Source organism: Streptomyces sp. CWNU-52B (assembly GCF_047444975.1).
Classification (GTDB): Bacteria; Actinomycetota; Actinomycetes; order Streptomycetales; family Streptomycetaceae; genus Streptomyces.
In genome coordinates, this window is record NZ_JBLFJV010000034.1 from 1 (window position 1) to 21,497 (window position 21,497).

A 21,497-nucleotide genomic window follows, 5' to 3' on the forward strand; every position below is an offset into this window, starting at 1 on the left:
CCCCCGCCGCCCCATCGTCAAAGAATCCAAAACACCAGACAAACCGCATGTCTTCCGGCATCAACTCACCCGCTTCGACGGCCAGGCCACCATCACCGACCCCGACCAGCTCCGCCACGCCCTCCTCCACGGAATCGGCCGCGCAAAGGCATACGGCGCCGGACTGCTCTCCCTCGCCCCCGCCTAACCCCCGGCCCCGGACGCGACCGGCACGCCACCCACCGCACGGACGAACAGAAAGCAGCATCTATCTGTGCCCGCCACACCCCCACCCGACGGCCCCTACGACACCACCTCCCTGCGCGATGCCGCCGTACGCCGACTCCGACGCCTGCGCGACGCAGACAGCCTCACCCACCACGACATCCGTACCGTCGCCGCCGCCTTCAGCGTCCACTGGCGCACCGTACGCCGCTGGATGGACAACGCCGACGCCCACAACGGCACCTACACCCCACAAGGCCGCCCGCACCTCCGCCTCACCCCGGCCATGCACGACGCCTTGGCCCGCTGGCACGGCAACATCAACACCGCCTACCGGAAACTGAAAGCCGAAAACCTCCTCGGACCGCCACCCGTCCCCAGCCCGGCCACCTTCTACCGCGCCGTCAACCGCGAACTCAACCCCGGCCAGCGCGCCGCCCTCAAACAAGGCGAAGCAGGCCGACGCCGCCACGACGTCCACCGCCTGCGCCCACACGGCAACCGCAACGACGTCTGGGAAACCGACCACGTGGAAGCCAGCGTCCACATCAACCTCGACGGCCACCGCACCAAACCCTGGATCACCTGGTTCATCGACCACACCACAGCCGTCATCTGCGGCCTGGCCATCACCCCCCACCACCCCAGCCAGGAAGCCATCCTCACCGCCGCCCGCGACGCCATCCTCACCGGCGGCCACCACCGCCCCGCCGGCGGCATCCCCAAAAAAGTCCGCGTCGACCGCGGCCGCGACTTCCTCAGCACCGCCGTCGACGAAGCCTTCAAAAAATTCGGCACCGAACTCATCGTCCTGCCGCCCTACAGCCCCCACCTCAAAGGCACCGTCGAATCCCTCAACGCCGCCGTCAAACACACCCTCTTCAAAGGCCTGCCCGGCTACAGCCACACCCCCACAAGCAGCCGCGACAAACGCGGCCGCCCCCTATGGCAGACGGACGAACTCCTCGACTTCGAAACCTTCGTCCACCTCGTCCTCGACTGGGTCGAGTGGTGGAACAACGACCACACCATCGCCCGCCTCAACCGCCGCACCCCCGCCCAGGCCTGGGCAGCCGACCTCACCCCCATCGACACCCTCACCCCCGAAGCCCTGCACACCTACACCCTCCTCCACCCCGGCCGCCCCCTGACCATCACCAGCAAAGGCGTCCGCTGGAAGGACGCCTACTACGTCGGCGACTGGATGCACGGCCACGGCACCGCAGGCGAACGCGTCCACCTGCGCCACGAAGCCAACCACTTCCACGAAGTCCACCTCTACGACGCCCACACCCACACCTACCGCGGCCCCGCCTACCGCAGCGACGAAATGACCCCCGACGAAGGACGACGCCTACACCGCGCCCGCCGACGCGAAGCCGACCACTACGCCGCCAAAGCCCGCCGCGCCCGCAAGAACACCGTCACCCGCCACGCCGCCACCTCCACGCCCGCACCACCCCAGCCACTCAACCGCCTCACTGCCACCCAAGCCGCCGCCGAACTACGCGAACTCACCACCCACACCCCCGACGCCCAATCCGAAGCACGCCCCGACCTCCTGCACCGCCCCGCACCCACCTCCCCACGCTGGACCACACCCCTGCCCACCCCCACCAAAGAACAGGACACCCCGTGACCACCACCTCCGACAACCAGCCGGCCACCAGCCGCAACTACCACTACCTCGGCCTGCCCGACGCACGCGCCATCCTCACCAAAGCCAGCGAAGAGACCTACGCCAACCTCCTCACCACCCTGCGCGCCGACAACGGCAACGGCGCCATGATGTGCGTCCACGGCGGCGTCGGCCTCGGCAAGACCTTCGCCGTCGGCAGCCACCTCGACGACCTCGCCCCCCACACCACCCTGCGCATCAAACTCAGCTCCTCCAAGATCCAGGCCCTGCGCGCAGCCCTGTACAAGAAACTCGAACTGCCCGGAGAGCCACCCACCGGCAGCACCCGCTGCGAAACCATGATCAAAGAAGCCCTCACCGAAGCCCCCCGCGTCCTCGTCGTCGACGAAGCCCAGTGGCTCGACACCCGCGCCTTCGAATTCATCCGCGAACTCCACGACGACGAAGACACCCGCCTGGCCGTCATCCTCGTCGGCGCCGAGAACTGCTACCAGAAAATCAAAAACCGGCCCGCCCTCGACTCCCGCATCCTCATCTGGCAGCGCTACACCCCCCTGACCCCCGGCGAAATCCTCACCGCCATCCCGCAGTACCACCCCCTGTGGACCGATGTCCCCGCCGACGACCTCCTGTGGATCGACGACCTCGCCTGCCACGGCAACTTCCGCCAATGGGCAAAGATCACCTATCTCCTGCACGAAGCCACCACCAACCCACCCCACCCGGCGTACAGCAGGAACCTGATCCGCGCCCTCCTGAGCCGTATCGATCCCACCCAACGACACTTCGACTGACCAATCGACTGCCCCGACACCGTTTGCTGAGGGCCGGAGCCAGGAGCCAGGAGCAGACCCGGGCCCGTCCGCGACGGGGGTCTGCTGCGCAAGCGCGATGAGCTATCAGGAACTCGTGATCGTCGGAGTGGCAGTGACCGTGGCTTTCAGTGTCGTGAACGGCACAGTGGAGATCGCTCGGCGACAGCTGGACGCCTCTGTGGAGAGGGTGCGCGTCACTGAGGTGGCACGGACCGCCCGGGTCCGTTGCCTCACAGCGTAGGTCGCCGTTGAGGCACCTCGCCTCAGCAGCCCTTACGAGACGGGTCAATGACTGCAGGACTGCAGTGTCAATTGCCGCCGGCCCCTGCCAACTCATGCAAGTCCCTGCTAACGCGGAGTAGTTGGCGAGTGGTTGGCCGGCGTGATCGGGGCGAAGTCGGAGTCGTGTCCGGGCGGCGCCTCTTCCGTGCCGGTATCGCTGCAGGTTGCCGCGGGCTGGCGGACGGAGGCGGCACGGTCTTCGGTCCGCGGTCGGGAAGCTGCGTGGAAGGTGTTTACCGATCCCGGTGGAACGGGGATAACCATAGTAGAGTTGGTAACCAACTTGGTTAAGTTGGTTCAACTTGGTTCTCTATTCTCCTGTCAGCCCAGGTGAGACGAGACCAACAGCCTGCTGAGGCAGGCATATGGGTCTGTAGCAGCAGGCCCCGAAGACGCGTGCGGCCCCACCGGATTCCCGATCCGGCGGGGCCGCCGTCGTAGATGCCGCACGGAAGATGACGGAGCGACGGGTCCTGTAAACGCGCGCCTTGCTCCGGAGTCGTGTTCCGGCGCATACGCGACAGGGCATTTCCCGGACACGCATATGCGGCTGCTACCGCATGCGCTTACCGCTCCACCTGTCTCACCTGGGCTGACACGAGAGGACAAGCCGATGAGGACCCGCCCACCCGAAGTGCACGGTCCCGGAACTCCGCCGGGACCGGAACAACACCCCGTTGCTGTGCCGCAGTTGCCCGTGGCCAACGCAGTGGCCGCAGTGACAATCGCTATTGCCGCACTGCTGGGAGCCATCGCCGTGCTCCTGGTCCTGCCTGGAGAGCTTCAAGCACTCGGGACCGCCATGACGATTGCCGGCTCGGGATTCGCCCTTGCAGCCAAGATCGCCGTGCCGCGCTCCGGCTGACAACGGGGAATGAGGCGGGCCCGCCCCTTGGCGAGGGCCGGGCCCGCTGTCCGGCATTGCGCCCACCGCGGACAGCGGCGTGCCGTGCCCTTCCCCGCCCGGCCGGCATCGCCCCGCCAACCGGCTGGTCCGCCTCTCAAGCACCCCCTTGTTCCCGCCCCACATCGCGGAACACAGCTGGTGGAGAACGGTCCGGCACCAGCAGCCGTCATCCGTGTCCAACGAGAGCCCAGCCTCTGCGCGCCCGGCGACGGTTTGGTCCCGATTCAGGCCACCTGGCGCGTGTACATGTTCTTGCGTCTTTTCCTCCTTCGGAGGGGCACTGTTGTCCAGGTCTCGCCGACTATTGGTGGGGGGTGGGTGGGTGGGGTGTCACCTCCGATACCGCTGCGCCATGCCGTGAAGGCGACCTTGGGTTCCTGTTCCATGTCGGGGTAGGTCTGCACCCGGTGCCCTTCGAGGAGTTTGACGATGCCCAGGCCCGCCCGGTCCAAGTCGTCCTTGGGGCCTCCGTCCGGGCGGTGCCCGGCACCCGCGGGGCCGGTTTGCCCCGGCCGCCCGTACCCAGTTGCGCAGCGTCTCCCTGCTCATCGATGAAGTGAAAGGACTCGGGACGAAGGCGCTGGAATACTTCCGCAACCTGTGGGGCGACGACGCCCGCCGAGCGGCCATCATCCCCGCCTGCCAGCAGACCTGGGCCGGTACACAGCCCGAACTGATCCTCTACGCCGATGACGTGGCCGGCCACGTCATCGTTCCGAAACTGGGCAAGAATCACTGTCCTCCTCCACGACGTACTCGAGGAGAACCCCGACCTCGTCCTCAGCAAGGACCTCATCCGCTGGGTACTCAGCCGCATCGATCCCGCCATCCGCCATACCCCGCCCTGCAGCTGACCGCACCGTCCTCAGCCGGAACGAAGCCTGCCTGTGGGCGGCCCAGTACGGACAGCGGGGGAGACGTCCACCGCCAGACCTCGCCGCAGCCGGGCGACATCCACCGCGCCGCGGTTGAGGCCGGCGTGAGGGGGCCCGTGTCCGCGGAGGTGCTCCGGTGCCAGCGCGAGGCCAACCAGCGACCGCACCGGTCCGTCCGTGTACAGCACTGCGTCGGTCAACTCGAACAGCGTGTCCGCACAGGCGACCAGGTAGTCGTAGATCGGGTGTCTGTAAGCACGTGAGCCGGCCCCACGGTACGGACGAGTTTTTGCCCCACCCTTGAACCGGTGGACGACGGCTCACCCTCGCCCCCGACGGCCTCTTCTCGCTGGCTGCGCTTGTGCATCAGCCCTCCACCGACCTGGTGGTCGAACGGCTGTCGGAGCCAAAAGAACTCCGTGTACTGGAGCCCAAACAGGTGCTTACAAGCAATCGGGCAACGCTCGCGGTAAGGACGCACGTCGGCCCTCGGAGGATGCTAGATGTGCTGCGCGGCAGCAGACAGGCGCGGATGCTAATGCCGGGGTACTGCTGAATCCGCTCTGGTCGGCGGGGGCAGGTGCCAGGAGATCTCCTCATGGCTGGTGTGCCGCCAGGCGGTCAGGAGGCGGGTGCGGAGCAGTTGGTCGAGGAGGTCCTCCAGTTGCTGTGGGGACTGGCCGCACAGGCGGGTGAGTACGTCGAGTTCCGCGCTCCCGGTGCCGTCGCAGGTGTGCGCGGCGAGTGTCAGCGCGGTGAGCTGCACCGAGGGGGCCGTCCCGCACGGCGTTGCCAGAGGGACAGGCCGTAGAGCCCAGTGGGCCGCGTGGGCGCGGGTGCTGCGGCCGGGCGCCTGGCGGAGCATGGTCGCGTCGAGCAGGCGGAGCTCGACAGGGGAGCGTCGTGAGGCAAGGCGGGCCAGCCATCCGGCGTGCTCGAGTTCAGTCCAGAGTTCGGCGCGGCCCCGCAGACGCATGCCGCGCAGAAAGCCGTGGGGGAGTCGGACGTGCCCTCGAATGTCGGCGCGCAGAGCGCACTGCAGGGCCAACAGGCGGGCGGCGGGGGAGGAGAAGAGGGGGAGGGCAACTCCGAGGTAGGTGAGTGTTTCCCGTACCAGGAGCCGCTCGCCCGGCCCGTGAGGGGGATTGCGGCGCCGGACCGGCCGACGTGCCCCCTCCGTGAGGGCTGGACCGGGCAGTGTGTCGGGCACGGTGGCGGTGTGGCTGGTGGCGGCCGCGCAGGCGGCACAGGCATCGGCCAGACGCCATAGACGGCCGCTGCGGTCGCCGGTCAGCGCCAGCAGCACCGGGCCCGCGCAGCCGCGGTGGCGCGGGTGCCATGAGCAGCCCCGTGCCCGGCACTGGCAGGTCCGCAGATGCCTGGGGAGCGCGTCGTGCTGGGCGTGGCGGGCCAGATGGGTCAGCGCGGCCGACCGCGCGGAGGCGGCCTGCAGCCGGTAGCCGTGCGGGGCGCAGTGCGGGCAGCGCAGCAGCGGCCCTCCCGGCTGGGGATGCAGCTGTACCGTCCAGATGCGCTGCACCGTGTCGTGCGTGGAGAGCCTCATCCGGCTCGCTGTCCTCCGATCGGTCCGTGCCGCTGAGTTCCCGTGACACCGAGGCCGGGAAACGGGAGCCGGGAATGCTGCGGCACTGGTCCCCGCGCCGCTGAATGTCACTCCTTCTCTAACAGATAGTGCAGAGGTCTGCACTGACGGGGCAGGGTCCTGCACCGTCGGATGGTGGAGTGACGATCTTGCCTCCCGACCCTGACCTCACCGCGCTGCGTGTGACGCTCGCACGGCTGAGGAGCGAGCGCGGGTGGACCTTCGATGAACTCGCCGACCGCAGCGGCCTCGCTCGGCGTACCCTCATCGACCTCGAACACGGGCGCACCACCGGCAGCGTCACCACCTGGCACGCCCTCGCCCATGCCTTCGACGTCCCCATCGAGCACCTGCTGGGCCCGCTCTGCGACGACCACACCCGGCCCGGATCCACCGGCTCCTGACGCGGCCACACCCGCCCGCCGCACCACGCAAATCACCCGAACCAGTGAGCAGACACAGAACACACGGTCGCCTGAACGGACACGCGTTCGACAGTGCTGGGCTGTCCGGGGACACCGCCCGCGTCATCCCCGCCACCACCGTGTGTCACCTGACACGGTCCGGGCCATGTGCCCCAACACCGCCGCCACCAGCCACCACCGGAACGGCAGCCCCCGCACCACCCACCCCCGGCGCCCCCTGCGCGTGGCCGCCACCAGCCCCGGCCGCCTCCTGCGCGCCGGCCAGAACGGCCGCTGCCGAGAATGCGGCAACCGCATCGACTTCTACCCGCGGACCGACCAGCAGCCCATCGCCCTGCACCCCGCCGAACTGGCCACCACCCACGTGCCCGACACCTGCCGCTGGCACCTGAGCTGCGGCATCGCCCACCCGCACGGCGACGGCAGCGCTTGGTGCCGCATCCCGCACGCCGCACTCTGCCCCAAGCGCACCCCCACCACCCCGGCCGACCCACACCTCGATGCGGTACGCCGCCAACTCGCCGTCCGTACCCGCCGCCTGATCGACACCGGCGCCTTCACCCCCACCCTGGCCATCACCGGCACGACGACCGCCGACACAACGGGCAGTCCCGCCCGGCCCGTCGTGCAACTGCTCCTGGGCCGCTACCTCGCCGAGACCACCCTCACGGACATCCGGTGCGTGGCCCAGACCCGTCAGCGCCGCCGCTGCCCACACCCCGTACTCACCCCGAACACCCCCCAGGGCATGTGGACGCTGCTCCCCGCGAGCCCGCAACGCGGCCAACTCACCCTGCCCACCGGACTCATGGCCGTGTACGACCTCAGCCGCCTGCCCTACGACGAACAACTGCGCTGGCGCACCCAACGCTGCACGGACCATGCCGCCACTCCAGACGCCGCCGATCTCGCCCTAACTGGATGGCAGGTCTTCGACCCCCTCCTGCACACCGCGCACATCCACACCCGCCTGCCACACCCCACACCCGGCCGGCGCGGGAAGGCCTGACGATGCTCCACCACGCCCTGAACATCACCCTGACCCGCCCCCTCACCCCTGCAGAACTCCACCAGGCCACCCGCACCATGCCGCTCGCGGCCAACCACGACACCACCCACCTCCTGGCCGTGGTGCGCGCCAAGACCCAGGACAAAGCCCTCACCCGGCTGCGTCGCCAGGCCGGCGGACGGCTGCCCATCGACGTGATCACCACGCACTCCCCCGACGCAGACGGCAAGATCCTCCTCAACGTCGCCCTCCCACCCGCCACCTACACCACCCTGCGGGCCACCGCCGACGAAGCAGGACAACCACTGCCCTGCTTCCTGCAGCTTGCCCTGCGCCGGGCCCTCGCCCGGCACAACAGCGAGGAGGCCGGCCGCCTCGACCAGGAACTCCAGCACCTCCTCACCCACACCACCACCCTTCACCTCCTGGCAGCCGTCGGGCGCGCCCTCACCCACACCCCCGGAGCCGCGCCATGCTGAACCCCACCGACGAACAGCAGGCCGCCGCCGACGCCTTCCACGCCGGCCACCACCTCGCCCTCCAAGCCGGCGCAGGCACCGGCAAGACCACCACCCTGGCCCAGCTCGCCCACGCCACCAGCCGCCGCGGCCGCTACCTCGCCTACAACCGGGCCATCGCCGAGGACGCCCGTACCCGCTTCCCGCCCACGGTCACCTGCAAAACCGCCCACGCACTGGCCTACGCAGCCATCGGCCACCGCTACACCCGACGCCTGGGCGCACCCCGCCGCCCCGCCTGGCAGACCGGACACGCCCTCGGCATCACCAAAGCCCTCCGCATCGGCGAACGCGACCTGTCACAGAAAACCCTCTCCAACGCCGCCCTGCGCACCGTGGCCCGCTTCTGCCACACCGCCGACCCCACGATCACCCGCCACCACGTCCCACACCTGCGCGGCCTCGAAAACCCCGATCTGCACGCCCAACTCGCCACCCACATCGTCCCCTTCGCCCGCAAAGTCTGGGCCGACCTCCAGCACCCGGACGACGGCGTCGTGCGCTTCGACCACGACCACTACCTCAAAATCTGGGCCCTCACGAGCCCGAAGATCGACACCGACTTCCTCCTGCTTGACGAAGCCCAGGACACCAATCCCGTCGTCGAGCAGATCTTCCTCGACCAGCGCGGCCACGCGCAGCTGGTCATGGTCGGCGACTCCGCCCAGGCCATCTACCAGTGGCGCGGCGCCAAGGACGTCATGACCGGCTTCGACGGCACTCAGCTCGCCCTGTCCCAGTCCTTCCGTTTCGGCCCCCGCCTCGCCGACGAGGCCAACCGGTGGCTGGCCATCGCCGACGCCCCCATCCGTCTTACCGGCACCGACACGGTGCCCACCGAACTCGGCCCCCTCACCCAGCCCGACGCCGTCCTGTGCCGCACCAACGTCGGCGCCATGGCCCAGGTCATGGACCTGCTCGCCAGCGGACACCGCGTCGCCCTGCTCGGAGGAGGAGACACCCTGCGCGCCCTGGCCCTGGCCGCCCGCGACCTGAAAGAAGGCCGCCGCACCACCCACCCCGAACTGGTCCTGTTCCCCTCCTGGGGAGACCTGCAGGACTACGCCTCCCACGACCCGGCCGGGCGTGACCTGCAGCCGCTCGTCGACCTCGTCGACACCCACGGCACCGACGCCATCCTGTCCGCCGTCGCCCAACTCGCCCCCGAACAGCAGGCCGAAGTAACCGTCTCCACCGCCCACAAAGCCAAAGGACGCGAATGGCCGCAAGTGAAAATCGCCGACGACTTCACCCCGCCCAAAGACAGCGGCCAACCGGACCACACCGGCCGCCCGGTGCCCGGCCCGATCGACGACGGCGAAGCCCGCCTCGCCTACGTCGCCGTCACCCGCACCCGCCACCGTCTCGACATCGGAGGCCTGTCCTGGATCCACGCTCACCCGGATGGAAACCCGCTCCATGCCCCGATGTACAACATGCGATGACGCACGTGGCATGAGATCAGCCGGGTGCAGCCATCCACGGAGGGGTCCGATTCCTTACCGGCCCAGGTCTGTTGCGATGTCGCAGCGGACGGCGTCGGCGCGGATCACGCGGATGATGTCCTGGCGCCCCGCGTTCTTCGTCAGGTAGCCCACGGGCGCCGGTGCCCAGCGCGGCCAGGATCGACTCGTCGTCGGCGAAGGTGGTGAGCACCACCACGGCGATCTGCGGGTGTTCCTTGCTCAGCTGGCGGGTCGTCTCGATGCCGTCCACCGCTGGCATGCGCAGATCCATCAGGACGACGTCCACCGAGGTAGCGACGTCGATGTCCTCGGACAGCCGAGCATCGCGGCCAGCGGCTCCCGGACGGGGCCTGATCGGCGACGATCACCTTCAGCCGCTGCGGGGTGGCGGTCGGTTCGGCATCCCGGGATCACTGCCTTCACAGCGCGCTCTATGCAATGATGAATCGATCAATCTGGACGTCGATGAGCGAGTCCATGGAATCCAGCTGAGTGGCTGCGAACATGAGTTGGTCGTATTCTGTCCGAAGAATTGGAATGCTGAAATATTCGATCACTCGTCCAATTTCGTCCAGGGGCATGTCCGTCTCGTCGTTGTCGACGAGTTCAATGATCGACGTCAGTGCAGGTATTGGTCTGTTCCCCTTTTTCATTCTGCGCGCGGTGCTCTCAGCGGCGGAGCGGATGAGTGAATTGGATGAGTTGGGGGGATTCATGTGAGGGGTCACTTTCCTGGTAGTTGCCGGAAAAGGAAGAAGTGCACGGTCACCGTCTTCTACCGCACCACCGCAGCACCTGACGGCAAGCCCCTCGGCGTAACCACCGCCTAGATCAATAGGACCGGCTAACATGCCTGACCCGGTGGCGGAGGCACCCTCTTCGTCCCCGGGTCGCGCCACCCTCATACCTACAGCCTGGTCCAGTACGAGTACGTGACCTTCCAGGCGCCGTTGTAGACGCCACCCCACTCATTTCTCCACTTGCCGGATATCAGCGTCTTCTTGAGATCGCTGAGCATAGTGGAGCTCGAGCGCCAGGCAGGCGTATTGCCCTTTTCGGCATGTTTTTCCTTGATGTACCTAAGGTCGAACTTTCCATACTTTATTCCGTTCGCCCTGACGGCTGAGGTGCTGCCCTCGCGAATCGTCTTCCATTGGCTTCCGGGGGAGCGTGACCACATGAGGATGCACCATTTATCGCACGCCTTGAAGGGATTTCCCCACGCACCGCACCGACCATCGAGGTCGGTGCCGTTGACCGGGTCCGCGCAGACGAAGTCGTACGCGTTGCAGTTTCCGCCGAAGACTGGGTCGGTCTGCAGGAAGCGTCTGCCACAAGATCTTCAAGATCCTTGAGAGCTCCGACCGGAACCGGCTCGGAAACGTCGAAGAACTCGCTCAAGCGGCTTGACACGACATAGCAGCCTCGGGGGTCACCGTTCGGTCGGCCAACTCACCCCGCAACAGAAGGACGTGACTACGGAACTGGCCTCCTCCGCCCTCGTCGCGGCGATCGGGATCGCGGGGATCGTGCTGGGCTTCCGTCAGGCTGTTGGAGCTGAGACCTCGCAGATTTCCTGGGCCACGGGATGGGAAGCGCGGCACGGTACGCTCCGGCGTGTGACGAGCACTGACACCCGTGATGCCCAGTTGAACCGGTTGTGGGGCGCTGTTTGCGCCTTCGCCGGGATCTTCTTCCTGTTGTGGGGACTGTCGTGGGTCAACGCGAGCGTGCTCAATGAGGATCTGCAGAATTACTGCGAGGACCTACACACGGCCAGCTTCCCCTTCGAGAAGTCGTGCACGCATGCGGACGGCACCGTTGAAGGCGCAAACAGCCTGCTGTACGAGAGTTTCTTCTTCGGCTCGATGGCTGCTGGAGTGACCTGCCTGGGAGCTGTGTTGGTGCTCGACGCATCGAGATTGTCGCTCAAGCTCTCGCAGCGTAGGGGAAGGCAACCCAATCCTTGAACCGCTGGTGCGGGCTGTGAGGTGAGTGCGCGCTCTAAACTGGAGAAGGCCGGTGCATCCGAGGCGGAGTAGACGGTTGCGACGTGGGTCGCGCTCGAAACGTGTGCCGCCGTCAGAGAGGCTCTGACTGAGTTCCGGCTGCTCACGTCGCCTCCTTTGACGGGCGGCCGCTGGTGGTCCTGCTGCGACGCGACCTGGGTGACCTCCGTGTTCGGCCTGGACGTAGACCACATGGTGCCGCTCGTGGAAGCCTGGGAAGCGGTGCCTGCGCCTGGGCCCTGCAGCGTCGCGAGGCTTGCGCCAACGACCAGGGCGCCGAAACATCCCTGGTGGCCGTCACGGGCATCTCCAACCGCAACAAGAGTGACAAGAGTCCGGCGCAACAAGAGTGACAAGGATCCAGCCGACTGGATGCCGCCTGCCCCCCCCGGACACTGCAGTGCGCTGCCGGTACGCCGCGGGATGGGTGGGCTCGAAGCCGATTCGGGGGTTTCGTCTCGTTACCTGGCAGCACCGCCGTGGCGAGGCCTTGGCCGGACTTCGGCTGCTGCCCGACGACCCGCGCTGCACTCTCACCCCGGCCGCGCACAACTTGTCGTCGCCGACGGCCGTCTCGTACGAGCCTGAACTGTCGGGGTGGTTGCCGCCCTGGCGACATCGCCGTCGCGGCCGCCGCCGAGGGCACCGCGCTCGCCTTCCAGCAGTGACGTAGTCACGGACATCGACGACATCGATGAAATCGACGCGGTCCCACCGGGGTCCTCGTCGGTCCGCAGCCGGCAGACCGCCTGTTGGTGGGGAGTTCCGTCAGGTGCGCCGAAAATTGGCTCGCTGCAGGCGGTTTTGGGATGGGTCGCGGTCCCGAAGAAGGGACCGAGGGCGGGCCCCCGTCCCCCTGCGGCACAGGTCGCGCATCTGCTCGGGCCGATCCCATGCTTGCGACCGCACCGGCGCCGCCTTCGGAACGGGCCGCCGGTGGCTTCGACTGTGACCGCGTCCGGGGCTGCACAAGGCGCTGAGAGCCGGCCGGCCGGACGCTGGCCACATGGGCAGGCGATCATGCCTGGCTTCAGGACCGCTATAAAATCCGTTAAGTTCAATCTGTCCCGCGTCGTGATCCAGCTCTGACCTGTGATTCCTTGCTGCCCGACTGAGGGAACACTGCCGCGCTCTCGGAACCCGATGACAGCGCCTGCACGCACGCCGACAGGCCCTGCTCACTTTCGCCTATCTGCGTAACGGCCAGTCCTACGCCCAGCTCGCGGCCGGATTCGGGATCGACACAACCGCCTACCGATACGTCACCTACTTCCCTGATGTTACTGTCCGAAACTGATCGTTGACGCGTTGATTATGCCGTGATTGCCTTTGGTGCTGAGACTGGCAAGATCGTCCGTATGTCAACCTGGGGAGATTTTTTGCGCATCAGGAAAAGAAAAACCCTGGCATTGATCGCAGCGTCATTATTTGCGCTACTTGCGCCCTTTACGGCTAACGCCAATGCGGGGTCTCCGGCTCAGCTGGGAAATATCGATAGCCTCCTGGACGGCGCTGGTGTCGCCCAGGAGGTGGGTGACTGGCCATCAGACTTCCAATCCCTTCCTGAGGCAAGTCAGACTTCGCCGCAGTCTAACTGCACTAATACAAAGCGTGATTTGAAGCGGCTCAGAATGGACGGCCAGAAGCGCGCCGTGTGCTTCGAATGGCAGACGGCGCAAGAGTTGGCCAAAACGCAGGGATTTTCATCTCCGTCTGCTGCGAGTGTCGTGTGGTGTGGGGATCAGGCAGAGAATCAAGTCTATATAGCACGTGACTCTATTTGCTCGCGGCGTGGTGTTGTCGTCGTCTTGGTCGACACGCTTACGGGGACGGTTCTGGGTAAGGCCTACTCCACAATTGAGCAAGAGATCGACACTCAGAACGGGCAGCCCGAGTTCTTCGAGTACATGAAGTTCGACCTCACTTCCTCTGACATCACATCGAGTGCGATGACGGTCAAGGTGGATTCCACCTGCTCGCTGGATACCAGTTGTCAGCAGAACGCAGACCCATGGGACGCTCCCCGCCCCATCACAGTCGGGGGATCCGTCGACGGCGGCTTCACGCGCTTGTGGACCCAGGATCAGGGAAATAAATCCTTCCTCATCAGCTATGCCCTGACCGTCAACATCGGAGGTGCTTACGGCTCCACCAGGTGGGGCGGCAACGGGGAGCCGGGCGGTGGTCAGTACAAGGTGCGTTGTGACAAGGAGGTCGGGGCCACCAAGGGATGTGTCGTACCGGCGTTCACGCCCACCTTCGTAGTGGATAAGAAGTACAGCGAGGCCCGTCAGTTCGTTGGCATGGTCCAGGCGAGCATGTCGACACACCCGGGTTGGGAGGGTCGCGGGCAGCCTTTGCACCGCGAGTCCGTCGAGAGCGAGGTGACCAAGAATCGCAACGTAGTCTGTGACAGCACGTTCAAGGCACACGCGAGTACTCCGCCGCCAGTGCAGTGTGACGAATGGCCATTTGCCAGGTCGAAGGAGAGTGGCAGGAAGTTGGGAGTCACCTCTGGAGCGACCTGCCAGCAGTACATGGTCACCTCCCAGACCGTCGAGGGCAAGGTGTACCTGTCCCTCACATGGCCCGGAGCAAATCAGGGACAATTTCCTCCCGCGGATGCAAAGTGCGCCCGCGCCAGCATGCCGAAAGATCAGAATGAAGGCGTGGGCGGAGATCTTGGGCGTAAGACGACGCAGTGGCGTCTCCTTGAGAACGACGCCTACTGGGTGGACGCCGGACAGCCGGTAAGTTAGTTCCGGCGCGGAGCGCGCGGTCCGGTCCGCCATTCGGTGGACCGGACCCTCAGTATTTGATTGATAGATCGAGGTAGCATTGTGAGCGCCAGAATTTTCCCGAACTCTCAACTTTACGGAACCGGATATTGCGTCCTTTTCGTGCGGGATATCTCTCCCGCTGAGCTTCTAGCTAAAGCAGCAGGAGAAAAAGCATGGACGACCCTCTTGAATCGTCTCGAAGCAGATGCCATCAAAACATTCGGAGAGGACATTGAGGAAGTAGACGTCCCCGACCTGGACGTGGAGGAACTACACAGTAGCGGAATGCTCAACAACAGCGGACCGCTACTACGTGCTGGCTCCTACGGCGACTGGTCCTTCGTCATCGAGTCCGAAGGCCCTTACCTTGCAAGTGATGAAATTCTTGCCTCCGTTTCACGTGGCACGGCCGCACTCTCGGCAAGGCTGAGTGAAACAGGATCCACATGGCTCGCATATGCCGAAAATGGCGAGATTCTCTCCTCTTTTGACCCTCTCTTCCCTGAGCAGGACTACGGAAAGCGCCCAACCGTCCTTGAAGAACTCACCGGATACCGGGAGGCCATCACCGGTGGGGATCGTGCAGAATCATACGAAAACGCGTTTCGGAAAATTCAGCAAGAACTTGCTTGCGCGGCACCTTTGGAAGTGGATGCTCCTCGCCTTCTTGCCGTCCGTATTACCGGAGTATATTGAGCGCTTTTCGAACTGTCGGTGCCTGGCCGCGAATCGGGCTGTCCTGCGCAACAACGAGACTCCTGGTAGGTGGGTTCACGACCAAGATCACCAGCCCGCCAGGAGCTTTCGCATGTTGATCTACCCGTCCGGGCCCGGCGCCGTGGCGGCATCTGACAGACGCCCTGTCAGGGCACACGGGCTACGGCTGGGGCCGGCCTGTGGTGTGACTTACCGCCAGGGCGGGTGAACCGGTGCCGTGTTCCGGGCGGGTCGTGGACCGATACCGCTACGAAGATCACGAACTATCGGTGATTTTCGAAGGGATCCGTCGTGCGTCTCACACGCCCCGCCCGTACTGCCGCCGCCACGCTCTCCGTGCTGGCCGCGCTGCTCGCCCCCACGACCACAGCCCACGCCGCTCCGGGTGCGCCCGGCGACACCATGACCCTGCCGGTCCGCGACGCCCTGCAGGGGCTGCCGGTCCAGGACGAGAGCAGGACCGGCTACGCGCGGACCAAGTTCCGCCACTGGATCGACGCGGACCGTGACGGCTGCACCACACGGATGGAGATCCTCAAATCTGAAGCCGTCACCGCTCCGGAACAGGGCCCGAACTGCGCCTTGACCGGTGGCCGTTGGTACAGCGCGTACGACGACCAGTACCTCGACAGCGCCCGCAAACTGGACGTCGACCACCTCGTCCCCCTTGCCGAAGCCTGGGACTCCGGCGCGTCCGGCTGGAGCGCCAAGGAACGCGAGATGTATGCCAACGACCTGGACGACCCCCGGGCCCTGATCGCAGTGTCCGCGGGGAGCAACCGCAGCAAGTCGGATCAGGACCCGAGTACCTGGCTGCCGACCTTCGAGGGCTACCGCTGCCAGTACGTCACCGACTGGGTGGCCGACAAGACCCGCTACCGGCTGGCCGTCGACCCGAGCGAGGAAGCCGCACTGTCAGAAACCCTGAGCCGCTGCCCCAACGAACCCATCACGGTCACCCTCGCAAGGTAGACAGCGGCCCCGGCGGCTGTGGAGGCACGTCCCTCGCGCGGCCCCGGAACGCCTGGGGAGAGCAGTCCGGACCGTGGCCGGCCCTCATAGCGACGGCGTGCCGGACCCCTGCCAGGGGTCCGGCACGCCGCGGTCTGCTAGGAGTTGCGGCCGTCAGTGGCCGTTCATCCGGGTGGGTCAGCGGCGGTGGCCGCCGCCGCGGCCCCAGGACTCGGAGTCGACGCGGCGGCCGTCGTTGTCGCGGAGGGTGGCGGTGTCGGCCCGGTTGTCCCACACGTGGGTGCGGCGGTCCTGGTAGACGTGACCGCGGTGGTCGCGGCCCTCACCGGTGTGGACACGAACGGTTGCGCGGCCCTCCAGGCGGACGTGGCGGAAGGTGAAGCGCTGCCCGTCCTTGTTGGAGAGCTTCCAGCCATCGAGGTTGACGGCGCGGCGGCCGTTGTTGGTGATGTCGACCCACTCGTTGTTGAGGGAGCGGTTGGAGCGGTCGTCGCGGCTCGGCGAGTCGTACTGGACGGCGCTGATCTCGACAGCGGCGCGGCGGGCCTGCTGGTGGCTGCTGTCCGCGGTGGCGGGCAGGGCGGTGGCGCCGAGTGCGGCGCCGGCGGCGAGGACCGCGGCGGCGATACGGCGGGTGGAGCGTGACGACATGGATTACCCCCAACTGCGGGTCCCGGTGGCCGGCCCTGACCGGTCACCGAGGACGGTGCGTTCCCGGCGGGTGCCGAGGACCCACAGCGTGTCCACACGCCGCCCACTTCGGCAGGTGTCCCGCTTGATGTTGCAGTATGCGGACATTTCCGTGACTGTCGGATGTAATGCCCAATCAACCGGCGTGCAGAGAAGGACAGTTGGGTGCCTTGTACATCCACAGCCAAAGATCAACGCGAAAGCGGTTTCCAGCTCCCCTCACGCTCTCTTCACACTTCCTTCACGCCCCCGGCCGGCAACCCTGCATCCAGATAACGGGCCGGAGACCACGCTGTCGCTCCGCTGTTCCATGACGCGGGGGAGTGTTCGACTCTCCCGGCCGGTGGTGACCGCTGCGGCACGGCCCCTCCCCCTGCTGGAAGGGCCGGTCGGCGTGGTCGCGTCCGGAAGCCGGGCCCGGCGGTCGGCAGGACGGCGTGAGCCCTGTTGCGATGCGCGGTGAGCGCGTCGACGGCAGCTCTGTCGCAGCCCGGGACAACGACGCCAACGCGGTCACGGCCCTGTCGGACCCGCGACGACTCCGCCCGTGCAACCCTGATCTCGGCATCGACCTCGCGGACCGGGCGGGACCGACGGACCTGCTCGCCCGTCCAGGCCTCCACGACGGCCCGGACGAAAAGCAGCGCGGCGCCGCGGACGCTCCCCTGTTCGTTTCTGCGCGCCGTTCGCCTACGCCCAAGGAGGTCATCAGCTACCACAGGACATCTGCCCGGTGACGGAGCCGGTGTGGGGCGCGCGTCCCCGCTCCACGCCACCACTGGACGGCTCCAGACGCAGCCACGGGTCGGCACTCCGGACGCCGACGACCCCGTGTGGCGCGTCCCGCCGGGCGGCGAAAGGGATGCGCCGTGCCTTCGGCTTCGGCGAACTACCGCACCCTGCTGCGCACGTCGGGTGCCGCGGCCTTCTTCCTTCCCGCCGCTGTCGGGCGACTGGGTATCGCCATGACAGGGATCGGCATCGTCTGGCTGGTACACGCACGCACCGGGTCGTACACCGCCTCGGGTCTCGTCGTCGGCGGATTCGCGGTCGCGGACGCCGTCGCAGGACCCCAGATCGGACGCCTCGTCGACCGATTCGGACAGGCATGGGTGCTTCCCAGCGTGCTGGGCGCACACGCCGGGGTCGTGGCGCTGCTGGGAGTGATCGAGATCGTGGCTCTGATGTGGTGATGACCGCTGCGACGGTGGTCGCACACCTTCAAGCGGGTTGAGGTCCTGCCTTTGTGGGCGTCCTAGGAGAACGCGCAGCTCACGAAGCTTTAGCGGTGTGCGCGCCACAACCCGACCGAGGTTCCACTACGCGTCACCCGGTAGAGGGGCGGTGGTCGTACCGCGGGCGGGCGCCGACGCCGCGAAGAGGGCCGACAAGTGATCAGGGTGGACGGCGTCGGTGAGGCCTGCTGTCTCCCGCCGTGGCCGGTTCGGGTGCTGCGCATCTGCACGGTCTACGCATCTGCAGGGGTGGGGAAGACGCCCCAGTCGGACGTGGTGTCGGTGAATATCGCGTCGGTGAAGTCGACCGTACCGCCGTCGCGTGTTGCGCCGCCGAAGTCGATTCCGCCGCCGGCGAACCTCGCATGGGTGAAGTCGACCGTGCCGCCGTTGAACGTTGCTTCTCCGAACTGGGCCGTGCTGTCGCTGAAATATGCGTGGTCGAAGCTGACTGTGCTGTCGCCGTTGAACGTCAGGTAGCGGAAGCTGACCGTGCTGCCGGTGGTGAATGTCGCTTCGCGGAAACTGACCGTGCCGTGATCGAGCCTTGCGCGGTGGAAGTAGACCCTGCTGCCGTCGTGGACGGCCGCCTCGCGGAAGTTGATCGTGCCGCCGCCGGTGATCGTCGCGCCGCTGAAGTTGACCATGCTGGTGGCGCTGAGGTCCACCCAGCTGAAGTGGACCGTGCCACCGGTGAACGTTGCGCCGCCGAAGTCGGCCGTGCCTCGGAAACAACTGTGTGAGAAGTCGCCGCCGTCGAAGAGCGCGCCGGTGAAGTTGAAGGCGTGGGTGGACCAGGAGCCGGGGGAGTCCGGCTGCTGCAGGTGGTCGCGGATGACGCGGATGATGGTGTGGCGGACTTCCCGCTCGCCGGCTTTGTGGTCGGGGCGGTCGAGGTCGGGTTGGTAGGGCATACGGAGGTAGGCGCACAGGACGTCGATGCAGACCTGGCGTTGTTCTTGCCAGTCGTCGGCGAGGCGGGCGAGGGCGTAGACGCCGGCGAGGCGTACGGCGGCTTGTTCGTGGCCGAGTTGTTCGGCGGCGGTGGTGTAGCGGTCGGCGAGCTGGCTCGCGTCGGCGCGGTGGGCGTCGCCTTCGGACAGCAGCTGTCTGCGGTAGGCGTAGAGCCCGGCGAGGACGGCACCGACCAGGGTCAGTGCGGTGACGGTGGCTTTGAGGACGTCGTTGACGTTGACCGGCTCGGCGGCCTCCTGTTCGGCGGCGGCCTGGGCGAAGTAGTGGTGGGCGAACTGGTAGATGCCCCAGCCGAGCAGGCTGGCGGCGAGGAGAGCGACGGGGGCGACGAGCCAGACCGGCCAGAGGTTCGGGGCGTACCGGCCCTGGGGAGGCTCGCGTCTGCGCAGTAGGAGTGCCACGTCCAGAGCATGGAGCCGGTCGGGCGTCCGGGGCAGTGACTTGAGGAAAGACAGCGCGGACCCGGGACCGGCCGGTGCCCACGGAGTCGAGGCTACAGCTGTAGGGACCGGGGCAGGAGTTGCGTTGTCCGCCCGCGCCTTCCGGGGCTCGCGACCGCTGCTTACGCCTTCCTCGCCGAACAGCGCCTGGCCCCAAAACGCTGGCGGTAACCCGCCTGCCGGCTGGTCGTTCTGTCCGGTGTGGGGCGGGGTGATCTTTCTGATAGTGAGTGGGCTCGACTTGAACCCACTCTGCCCAAGAGCGCGGGGCGAGGCGGACGTTGGCAGTGTCATCGGCGCGTGATCAACGGGATTCTGTTCCGACAGCGCACCGGCCTGCCGTGGCGAGATCTTCCGCCCCGCTTCGGGAATTGGAAGACGGTCTATGACCGCCATCGCAGGTGGTCCGCGGATGGCACGTGGGAGCGTGTCCTACGGACGGTCCAGGCGGACGCCGACGTCGAGGGGCGAATCGACTGGAGTGTGGTCAGCGTGGATTCGACGGTCTGCCGCGCCCATCAGCATGCCGCCGGGGCTCATCACTGCGTGCCCCGGGTGCTGGGGTGCCGACGCCGTCCTGCCGAGCATCGCCTTGACGAGGCGCTCGGCCGGTCACGGGGTAGTCTCACGACGAAGATTCATCTGGCGAGTGATGGAAGCTGCCGCCCATTGGCTGTGCTGATCACTCCCGGACAGTGGGGTGACGCGCCACAGTTGATCAACGTTATGGATCATGTTCGGGCCCCTCGCCCTCGCCCGGCTGGCGGTCACCCGCGGACGCGACCGGACCACGTGTGTGCTGATAAGGCGTACAGCTCTCGCCGGAACCGCCGCTACCTGAGGCGACGCCAGATCAAGCACACCATCCCTGCGCCCAAGAACCAGAAGGTCAACCGACAACTGCGCGGTAGCCATGGTGGTCGACCGACCGGCTTCGACGGCACTACCTACAAGAGGAGGAACGAGGTCGAGCGTTGCTTCAACGCGCTCAAGGGCTCCAGAGCCGTGGCGACTCGCTATGACAAGAGGGCCTACGTCTTCCACGGCACGGTCACTCTTGCGGCGATTCGGTTGTGGCTCCGCTACTGATGTCAGCACCGCAGCGGATGCCCCGGTGGTTGCCTCAGTCGTCGGCGGCGACGATAAGCGTGATCCGCCCAGCAGAGCGGTCGATGAGCACGAACTCGTGGAAGTAATCGTGCACGCGTCCCCAGCCATGAATGGCCTCATCACCGAGCTCACTGAGGTAGTAGATGCCATCGGCTACGGCCAGGGGGACGAGCACCTCCCGCTGCAGATCTGCCTCCAGCTCGGTGGACACGTCCCCGAGCGGATCCACCCACTCCCGCAGGATCTGCACGGCCTTTTCCTGGCTGATGAGCTCGTACAGGTCGGGAGTGATCAACCGCAGCCAATACGGACCGTGCCGGGAGCCGTCCGGCAGCACTCCACCACCTGCATAGTCGTCCCGGAACTGCTCGTGCCCAATCAGTGCGGCAAGCAGCCCTCTATCGTCCACGGACTCCGCAGAGAAGCGGAGGTGCTTGATGTTGACCCACCGAAACCCGTGCTCCTTCGGATCCGGGACGTAGCGTCGAAAGTTGATGAGGGCGCTTTCCTCGTGAGCAAGCCCGTTATTCATGGTGCCAGCCTAGAAGGCAGGCAGGGGAACCCTGCCGACCCATCGGACAGCCCCTAGGGCCGCGCCCGCGTTCGCCGTCGGGCTGGACGAGGTTGACACACGCCAGCTCGTATCCGAGGCCGGGCCCGCGACCTTCACCCGCTCCTGGTTCGGCTGGGGCGACGCCCTCTCCGCCGAGCTGGTCCTCGACCTCACGGGACGCTCGACGGCAGCCCTGCACCCTCGCCTGTCCACCACGAACCGCCGTCACGGTAAGAGCACTTCCGACCTCCCGGCGCTGGCGGTCGCTACGAT

19 protein-coding genes and 2 pseudogenes are annotated in these 21,497 nt (G+C 66.7%); 15 read left to right on the forward strand and 6 right to left on the reverse strand.

Annotated elements, in window-relative coordinates:
- Positions 1 to 13: 13 nt before the first annotated feature.
- The 4 genes from ACLVWQ_RS28200 (at position 14) to ACLVWQ_RS28215 (ending at position 3,805) form a co-directional block, all read left to right on the forward strand.
- On the forward strand, positions 14 to 187 hold the full coding sequence (locus ACLVWQ_RS28200; RefSeq protein ID WP_414112036.1) for a type I-E CRISPR-associated protein Cas6/Cse3/CasE: 174 nt from the start codon (positions 14 to 16) through the stop codon (positions 185 to 187).
- 66 nt (positions 188 to 253) lie between these two features.
- Positions 254 to 1,843 (forward strand): integrase catalytic domain-containing protein, encoded by a 1,590-nt coding sequence (locus tag ACLVWQ_RS28205; protein WP_414112019.1) that lies wholly within the window; start codon positions 254 to 256, stop codon positions 1,841 to 1,843.
- The gene (locus ACLVWQ_RS28210) at positions 1,840 to 2,637 is read left to right on the forward strand and encodes an AAA family ATPase (protein ID WP_414112020.1); all 798 of its coding nucleotides are present in this window, start codon (positions 1,840 to 1,842) and stop codon (positions 2,635 to 2,637) included. The genes ACLVWQ_RS28205 and ACLVWQ_RS28210 overlap by 4 nt, the downstream gene beginning before the upstream one ends.
- 985 nt (positions 2,638 to 3,622) lie before the next feature.
- Positions 3,623 to 3,805, forward strand: a complete 183-nt coding sequence (locus ACLVWQ_RS28215) for a hypothetical protein (protein WP_414112021.1) — start codon at positions 3,623 to 3,625, stop codon at positions 3,803 to 3,805.
- A gap of 1,452 nt (positions 3,806 to 5,257) precedes the next feature.
- On the opposite strand, the gene ACLVWQ_RS28220 is transcribed toward ACLVWQ_RS28215, so the two are convergent.
- On the reverse strand, positions 5,258 to 6,286 hold the full coding sequence (locus tag ACLVWQ_RS28220) for a hypothetical protein (RefSeq protein ID WP_414112022.1): 1,029 nt from the start codon (positions 6,284 to 6,286) through the stop codon (positions 5,258 to 5,260).
- Positions 6,287 to 6,465: 179 nt separating this feature from the next.
- Here ACLVWQ_RS28220 and ACLVWQ_RS28225 point away from each other — a divergent pair, with 179 nt between their 5' ends.
- From ACLVWQ_RS28225 to ACLVWQ_RS28240, 4 genes are all read left to right on the forward strand, one after another.
- Entirely contained in the window at positions 6,466 to 6,729 is a 264-nt protein-coding gene (locus ACLVWQ_RS28225; RefSeq protein WP_414112023.1) for a helix-turn-helix transcriptional regulator, read from the forward strand.
- Between the two features lie 166 nt (positions 6,730 to 6,895).
- A complete protein-coding gene (locus tag ACLVWQ_RS28230) occupies positions 6,896 to 7,759 on the forward strand; it encodes a DUF6083 domain-containing protein (RefSeq protein WP_414112024.1) in 864 nt (287 codons plus the stop codon).
- Between the two features lie 2 nt (positions 7,760 to 7,761).
- A complete protein-coding gene (locus ACLVWQ_RS28235) occupies positions 7,762 to 8,238 on the forward strand; it encodes a hypothetical protein (protein WP_414112025.1) in 477 nt (158 codons plus the stop codon).
- Positions 8,235 to 9,722, forward strand: a complete 1,488-nt coding sequence (locus ACLVWQ_RS28240) for a UvrD-helicase domain-containing protein (protein ID WP_414112037.1) — start codon at positions 8,235 to 8,237, stop codon at positions 9,720 to 9,722. The genes ACLVWQ_RS28235 and ACLVWQ_RS28240 overlap by 4 nt, the downstream gene beginning before the upstream one ends.
- Positions 9,723 to 9,812: 90 nt before the next feature.
- On the opposite strand, the pseudogene ACLVWQ_RS28245 reads toward ACLVWQ_RS28240, so the two are convergent.
- Both ACLVWQ_RS28245 and ACLVWQ_RS28250 read right to left on the reverse strand, forming a co-directional pair.
- Positions 9,813 to 10,117 (reverse strand): annotated as a pseudogene (locus ACLVWQ_RS28245) (response regulator transcription factor); the annotation flags it as partial.
- Between the two features lie 57 nt (positions 10,118 to 10,174).
- Positions 10,175 to 10,459, reverse strand: a complete 285-nt coding sequence (locus ACLVWQ_RS28250; RefSeq protein ID WP_414112026.1) for a hypothetical protein — start codon at positions 10,457 to 10,459, stop codon at positions 10,175 to 10,177.
- A 756-nt stretch (positions 10,460 to 11,215) separates the two neighbouring features.
- On the opposite strand from ACLVWQ_RS28250, the gene ACLVWQ_RS28255 reads away from it, so the two are divergent.
- The 5 genes and pseudogenes from ACLVWQ_RS28255 to ACLVWQ_RS28275 all read left to right on the forward strand — a co-directional run bounded on the left by ACLVWQ_RS28255 (position 11,216) and on the right by ACLVWQ_RS28275 (position 16,221).
- Positions 11,216 to 11,713 carry a hypothetical protein gene (locus tag ACLVWQ_RS28255; RefSeq protein WP_414112027.1) on the forward strand — a complete coding sequence of 166 codons (498 nt, stop codon included), beginning with the start codon at positions 11,216 to 11,218 and terminating at the stop codon, positions 11,711 to 11,713.
- A gap of 1,135 nt (positions 11,714 to 12,848) precedes the next feature.
- Positions 12,849 to 13,016, forward strand: a pseudogene (locus ACLVWQ_RS28260) (transposase family protein); the annotation flags it as partial.
- A gap of 55 nt (positions 13,017 to 13,071) precedes the next feature.
- Positions 13,072 to 14,511 carry a hypothetical protein gene (locus ACLVWQ_RS28265; RefSeq protein WP_414112028.1) on the forward strand — a complete coding sequence of 480 codons (1,440 nt, stop codon included), beginning with the start codon at positions 13,072 to 13,074 and terminating at the stop codon, positions 14,509 to 14,511.
- 81 nt (positions 14,512 to 14,592) lie between these two features.
- Entirely contained in the window at positions 14,593 to 15,228 is a 636-nt protein-coding gene (locus ACLVWQ_RS28270) for a DUF6461 domain-containing protein (protein WP_414112029.1), read from the forward strand.
- Positions 15,229 to 15,540: 312 nt separating this feature from the next.
- Positions 15,541 to 16,221 carry an HNH endonuclease family protein gene (locus tag ACLVWQ_RS28275; RefSeq protein WP_414112030.1) on the forward strand — a complete coding sequence of 227 codons (681 nt, stop codon included), beginning with the start codon at positions 15,541 to 15,543 and terminating at the stop codon, positions 16,219 to 16,221.
- A 177-nt stretch (positions 16,222 to 16,398) separates the two neighbouring features.
- On the opposite strand, the gene ACLVWQ_RS28280 is transcribed toward ACLVWQ_RS28275, so the two are convergent.
- Complete coding sequence (locus ACLVWQ_RS28280) at positions 16,399 to 16,872, reverse strand: lamin tail domain-containing protein (RefSeq protein WP_414112031.1); 474 nt, start codon at positions 16,870 to 16,872, stop codon at positions 16,399 to 16,401.
- 908 nt (positions 16,873 to 17,780) lie between these two features.
- Here ACLVWQ_RS28280 and ACLVWQ_RS28285 point away from each other — a divergent pair.
- Positions 17,781 to 18,104 (forward strand): hypothetical protein, encoded by a 324-nt coding sequence (locus tag ACLVWQ_RS28285; protein WP_414112032.1) that lies wholly within the window; start codon positions 17,781 to 17,783, stop codon positions 18,102 to 18,104.
- Between the two features lie 275 nt (positions 18,105 to 18,379).
- Here the strand turns inward: ACLVWQ_RS28285 and ACLVWQ_RS28290 are convergent, their stop codons facing one another.
- Positions 18,380 to 19,522: a pentapeptide repeat-containing protein gene (locus ACLVWQ_RS28290; RefSeq protein ID WP_414112033.1), complete on the reverse strand. Its 1,143-nt coding sequence runs from the start codon at positions 19,520 to 19,522 to the stop codon at positions 18,380 to 18,382.
- A 240-nt stretch (positions 19,523 to 19,762) separates the two neighbouring features.
- On the opposite strand from ACLVWQ_RS28290, the gene ACLVWQ_RS28295 reads away from it, so the two are divergent.
- Positions 19,763 to 20,650, forward strand: a complete 888-nt coding sequence (locus tag ACLVWQ_RS28295) for an IS5 family transposase (protein ID WP_414112034.1) — start codon at positions 19,763 to 19,765, stop codon at positions 20,648 to 20,650.
- A 34-nt stretch (positions 20,651 to 20,684) separates the two neighbouring features.
- Here ACLVWQ_RS28295 and ACLVWQ_RS28300 read toward each other — a convergent pair whose 3' ends face one another.
- Complete coding sequence (locus ACLVWQ_RS28300) at positions 20,685 to 21,203, reverse strand: hypothetical protein (RefSeq protein ID WP_414112035.1); 519 nt, start codon at positions 21,201 to 21,203, stop codon at positions 20,685 to 20,687.
- Positions 21,204 to 21,497 lie beyond the last annotated feature (294 nt).